A 6,091-nucleotide genomic window follows, 5' to 3' on the forward strand; every position below is an offset into this window, starting at 1 on the left:
CTCCCACACTGGATTTTCAACAGATACGGATTTCACGATCCACAGGAAATCACTGTGGGAGCGAGCCTGCTCGCGAAGAGTCCCCTGCATTCGCTCAAGCGCTACCCCGCCAAGCCCCCCAAAAACACCTCAACCAACGAATCAAGCAACCCCTCATCAAAGATCATGCCCCGATGGCGCAACGGAGAATGTACTGAACACTGCAACTCGCCAGTCAAGCTATGTTCCCTGACCAACGCCTCGCAAAACGCCAGCTCTTGCGGTGTTTTCTCCGCCTCGGTCCACCAGCAGCTGGGACGGACCCGTACCGGCTTGAAAGTGAACCCTTCAAAGGCCTCCAGCAACCGGTCATGCACCGAGAACGCCTGGGCATTCATGACCTCTTCCTTGACGCTCTGCACGACCGACAGCAAGTCGCCTCGCTCAGGCTCGATCTGGCCGGCGGCCCACTCATGGAAGGCCTTGACCGAGCTGTCAGGGTGTTCCCGTCGAAAGGCCGCGGTACGTTCCGTAAGAGCAGGGAAAAGCAGATCGAAATACTCGATGGCCTCATGCAGATCCTGCGCGGCCGGGTCGGTTTTTCCCTCCGCAAGCAGTTCCCGATGACGCGGCAACGTCGCGGGATACAGGTGCTCAGGAATCGTGCTGTCCACCAGCCCCAGGAAACCCACCGTATGACCCTGGCTTTCCAGGGTCGCCGCGATGTCCAGGGCAATCGCCCCGCCCAAGGACCATCCCATCAGGTAATACGGACCCTCTGGCTGAGCCGAGACGATTTCCTGGCTGTAGTCGGCAATCATCTGGTGCCAGGCCTCGGGGCCCGCATGGGGTTCGCTGAAGCCGCGGTGCATGACGCCGAAGGTGCGCGCGCGATTTTGCAGTTTGCGCGCCAGTGGCTGGTAGCAAAAGACGATGCCCCCGCTGGGGTGCAGGCAGAACAGCTGCGGTGCGCTGGCGGGCGCGTTGTTCAGGGCGACGAGGCACTGCGTCTGCTCGCGGTGTTTTTGCGAAATGAACCGGGCCAGTTCGGCGATGCTCGGGTTGGCCAGCAGTTCTTGCAGGCGCACCGTGTGGTTCAGGCGTGCCTTGAGGTTGGCGATGAGTTCGATCGCCAGGATCGAATGCCCGCCCAGCTCAAAGAAACTGTCGCTGATACCCACGCGCTCGACCTTCAGCGACTGTTGCCAGAGTTGCACCAGGGCCTGTTCCAACGGCGTGCGGGGCGCCACGTAGGTCGAATGCCGGAGGTCGGCGTCCGGTTCCGGCAAGGCTTGGCGATCGAGCTTGCCGTTGGCATTGAGCGGCAGGTGATCGATGAATAACAGATGGCTGGGCACCATGTAGTCCGGCATCTGCGTTTTCAGCGCAGTGAGCAGGTCTTCTCGCAACCCGGCCGAGGCCGGTTGCGTCGGGATGACGTAGGCGATCAATTGCCGGCCGCCCGGGCCTTCATGGGTCAACACCACGCAATCGCGGACCGCCGGGAGCATTTGCAGGCGCGCCTGGATCTCGCCCAACTCGATGCGGAAGCCGCGGATCTTGACCTGATGATCGAGGCGGCCGATGTATTCGATGCTGCCATCGCTGAGGTAGCGGGCCAGGTCGCCGGTACGGTACAGGCGTCCGCCCGGCAGTGGGTCGAACGGGTCTGGAATGAAACGGCTGGCGGTCAGGCCGGCGCGCTGGTGGTAACCACGGGCCAGGCCCGCGCGACCGACGTACAGCTCGCCGATGCAACCCTTGGCTACCGGGTTCAGGTGCGCATCGAGCAAATACCAGGAGAGATCGACGATGGGCTCGCCGATGGGGCTGGCGGCCTCGCCATGCACATCCTGCAACGACAGCCGCCGCCAAGTGACATGCACCGTGGTTTCGGTGATGCCGTACATGTTGATCAATTGTGGTGTCTGCTCGCCGAAACGTTCGAACCAGGGGCGCAGGCTCTGCACATCAATCGCTTCACCGCCGAAAATTATTTGCCGCAACTGGTGGACGAGGGGCTGCCGAGGCTCGCATGCAACTCGCAGCAATGACTTGAATGCCGATGGGGTCTGGTTGAGCACCGTGACCTTTTCCTGGCAGAGGAGGGCGTAGAAATCCTCGGGCGAACGGCTCACGGCGTGGGGCACAATGACCAGTCGACCGCCATGCAGCAGGGCACCGAAGATCTCCCACACGGAAAAATCGAAGGCGTAGGAGTGAAACAGGCACCACACGTCCTGCTGGCCGAAATCGAACCAATGGTCGGTGGCCTGGAACAATCGGCTGACGTTGTGGTGCGCGAGCAGTGCGCCTTTGGGTTTGCCGGTGGAGCCGGAGGTGTAGATCACGTAGGCCAGGTTGTCCTGATCCATCGGCACGTGCGGATTGTGTTCGGGGTAGGTGCTGACGGCATCGACCGGATCCAGTAACAGGCAGTCGACGCCGGCGGGCAGCGCCAGCGAATCAAGCAGGTGGGCCTCGGTCAGGATCTGCCTGACGCCGCTGTCCTCGATCATGTAGGCCAGGCGATCGGCCGGGTAGGCCGGGTCCATTGGCACGTAGGCGCCGCCGGCCTTGAGAATCGCCAGCAGGCCGATGATCATCCGTGGCGTGCGTTCGACGGCGATGCCGACCAGTACGTCGGGCCCGACGCCTTGTTCGATCAAACGATGGGCCAATTGGTTGGCGTGTCGATTGAGCTCGGCATAGCTTATGTGCTGCCCTTCGAACGTCAGGGCTATCGCCTCTGCGGTGTTGGCGGCGTGGGTTTCGATCACCTGGTGCAGGCACTCTTCCCGGCGCAACCGGGTCGGCTGGCGGTTCCAGTCGTTCAGGGTCAGCCGCTGCTCATCGGCGCTCAACAACGGTAGCTCGCCGAGGGCGCATCCGGGCGTTTCGATCAGGCTGCGCAGCAGGTTCTGCCAATGCTCGGCCATGCGCTCGATGGTTTGTGTGCGGTATAGGTCACGGCTGTATTCGAACGTCGCCACGGTCTGCCGTTGTGAATAGTCGACATCCAGCGACACGTCGAACTTGGCCTGGTTTTCGCCGGTGTCGAGAAACTCCAGCGTAAATTGATCCGGACTTGGCAGCGACGCCGCCTGGGATCCGGTGCGCCAGTTGAACAGGACCTGAAACAGCGGGTTGGCGCCCAATTGATCGAGGATCAATTCCAGCGGGTAATCGGCATGCTCCAGCGCGGCGAGGGACTGCGCGCGCAGATCGCGGAGAAAATCCAGCGCGCTGCGGGTCGAGTCGATCCGCGCCCGGTACACCTGGCTACTGACAAAAAAACCCACCAGGTCCTGGCTTTCATGGTTGTTGCGGTTGGCGTTGGGGACGCCGACGGTGAAGTCGTTCTGGCGGCTGTAGCGGGCCAGCAGCAATTGCCAGGCACCCAGCGCTACCACGAACGGCGTCAGCACCTGGCGTTGGCAGAACGTCTCGAGCGCCTGGACCATCGCCGGGGCCAGCGCCACCTGCACCCGTCCGGCCATGTGTGTCTGGCTCGCGGTGCGCGCAAAATCCTGTGGCAGTTCCAGCGTGGGCAGGTCGTGGCCCAGGTACTCGCTCCAGTATTCGCCACCGCGCTGGCACGCCAGGCTCTGCAAGTACTCGCCGCGTTGCCACGTCGCGTAGTCGGCGTATTGCAGGGGCAACGGCGGCAGCGGTGATGGATCGCCCAGCAAGCCCTGGGCATAGGCCTGGGTCATGTCCTGCATGAGGATCGTGTTGGACCAGGCATCGGACACGATGTGATGCATATTCAGCAACAGCACATGTTCCGCCGGGCTCAGCCTGAGCAGGGTGGCCCGCATCAGCGGCGCCTGGGTGAGATCGAACGGTTGCCGGGCGTGTTGCTCGATGCGCTGCGAAAGCGTCGGCTGGTCGAGCCCGGCGAGGTCTTCGCGATGCAGGACCAGGCAGGCGTTGCGCTCAACCACCTGGGTGGCGGCGCCGTCGATTTCGATGAACGCGGTACGGAGGATGTCGTGCCGGTCGATGACCCGATTCAGCGCTTGCTCCAGGGCATCGGCATTCAGCTCGCCCGTCAGGCGCAGGGCACGTGGCAGGTTGTAGGCCGACCGGGTCGGGTCGCGCTGTTGTTCCAGCCACAAGCGTTGCTGGGCGAAAGACAAGGGCGCGCGGTCCAGCCGGCTGCGGTTGGACCGTGCCTGCAGATCGTCGGCGGCCTCATCGAGCAGCAGCGCCAGCAGATCATCATCTAGCAATTCGTTCATGGTGTTCTCGCGGTAGACAGCATTGCGTCGGGCAGGCTCAGGCGAAGGCTGCCGGGACCTTTTCAGTGACGACCTGACCGGCCTGCATCCGCACCAGCTGATCGGCGATGTCGAAGTAACGGTCGTCGTGGGAAATGACAATGATGGTCTTGCCCAGGGCCTTCAGCTCCGGCAGCAGCTCCGTGTAGAAGATTCGCCGGAACACCGGGTCCTGGTCGGCGGCCCATTCGTCGAAGACCAGCACCGGGCGTTCCTCCAGCCAGGCGTTGAGCAGGGCCAGGCGCTTGCGCTGGCCGGTGGAGAGATCGGTAGTGCTGAAAGCGCCGTCGCGAATGCTGACCTTGTGGGCAATCTCCAGGCGCTCCAAGTAGCGATTGGCGGTCCCGGGCACTTGCTGGTCGCCTTGCACCAGTTCATCGAACAGGTAGTAGTCGGCAAAAATCGTGGTGAACAACTGGCGATAATCGTCACGCTGCGCAGGCAGCACCGGCTTGCCATCGAGGAGAATCTCGCCGCCCTGGGGCGCATAGAGGCCCAGCAGCAATTTGATCAGCGTGGTCTTGCCCCCGCCGTTCTCGCCGACGATGAATACGATCTCGCCCTGGGCGATGGACAGGTTGACCGGTCCCAAGGTGAAGGCCTGGCTGCCGTCGACCGCCGGGAAGGCATAGTGCACGTCACGCAATTCAAGCTGGCTGAGCGTCGGCTTGGGGACATCCTGGCCGTTGAGTAGCAGATGCGGCTCCGGCGAGGAAAACTGCTCGGCCAACTCGGCAATGCGCTTGAATGCAATGTTGGCGCGGCTGATCACCGGCAAGGTCATCACCAGGTATTCCAGCGGCCCTTTCATATACAACAGCACCAGCACAAAACCGCTGAGCACCGCCTTGTCGATGCCCAGCCACAGCGATTGCAGGGCCAGGACCAGGCCGATGACCACGAAGAACAGCATCGAACCGAAGGTCTTGGCGACCACGAAGGTGTTGACCGAGCGGATGTTGGTAGCGCAGATCTGCTCGGCGGTGGCTTCGATGCGCTGGCTGAACATGCGTTGGCGACGCGGCCGATGGATACGCAATTCCTTGGCGCCGGCGGCGATCGCGCTGTAGTGCTTTTGCAGGGCGTCTTCAGCCTCGCGGGCCGCTTCGAAACCGCGAATGCCACGGGCTCGCGCCACGTACTGGATGACCGTGCCGATCACCAATGCCACCAGCAGCAGCGCAAACATCGGCAATGACAGGTAGGCCAGGTAGGCCAGGCAACCGAGGGTAACGGTGAAGGCAATGGCCAATGGCGCAAAGGAAAAAGCGAAGTTGCTGACCATGTTGACGTCGTGGGTCAGGATCGGGATGAGCCGATGACTGCGAAAACGCTCGATCTGTTCGATCGGCGCCAGCAGGACTTTCTGGCCGAGGGATTTGCGCAGGCTGGCGATGATGTTCTGGCCGACATGGTTGGTGCCGATGTCCGACAGGATCGAGGTCAGCAGCGCCGCCGCGCAAAGCCCGGCGAAGGTGCCGAGCATGTGTGGCGAGGGGCCGGCATCGGCGTTCAGCGCGTCGTTGATGGTCGCCAGCAGGGCGGTGATGCTCAGGCCACCGAGCATGCCCAAGAGGATGGAGCCTACGACAATCAGCCGGAAGGGTTTGAGCAGGATGAACAATTCAGCGATCACCCCGCGTTGTGGTTGGCTCATGGAGGTTTCCCTGCTAGATAAAAAGGGCGAAGGCCATCGGGGGCATTCACCGCATGGGCTGGAGGACGGCGGCACGCCGGTTGGGGCGCGCCCACCTATGGAACGATTGGAGGGGAAGGGGATTTAACGAGGAACCACCTGACACACATTACTGTGGCGGGGGGGGGGGGGG

General features: G+C 62.6%; 2 protein-coding genes. Both read right to left on the reverse strand.

Annotated elements, in window-relative coordinates:
* Positions 1-101 precede the first annotated feature (101 nt).
* Positions 102-4,223 (reverse strand): amino acid adenylation domain-containing protein, encoded by a 4,122-nt coding sequence (locus ACE04F_RS10985; RefSeq protein ID WP_486106608.1) that lies wholly within the window; start codon positions 4,221-4,223, stop codon positions 102-104.
* Positions 4,224-4,260: 37 nt separating this feature from the next.
* On the reverse strand, positions 4,261-5,919 hold the full coding sequence (locus ACE04F_RS10990; protein WP_486106610.1) for a cyclic peptide export ABC transporter: 1,659 nt from the start codon (positions 5,917-5,919) through the stop codon (positions 4,261-4,263).
* Positions 5,920-6,091: the final 172 nt, after the last annotated feature.

Source organism: Pseudomonas sp. AGC41, from assembly GCF_057334555.1.

Bases quoted from the DNA above. Each gene is read 5' to 3' on its own strand.
- ACE04F_RS10990 (WP_486106610.1), bottom strand. From the start codon at position 5,919: ATGAGCCAACCACAACGCGGGGTGATCGCTGAATTGTTCATCCTGCTC.
- ACE04F_RS10985 (WP_486106608.1), bottom strand. From the start codon at position 4,223: ATGAACGAATTGCTAGATGATGATCTGCTGGCGCTGCTGCTCGATGAG.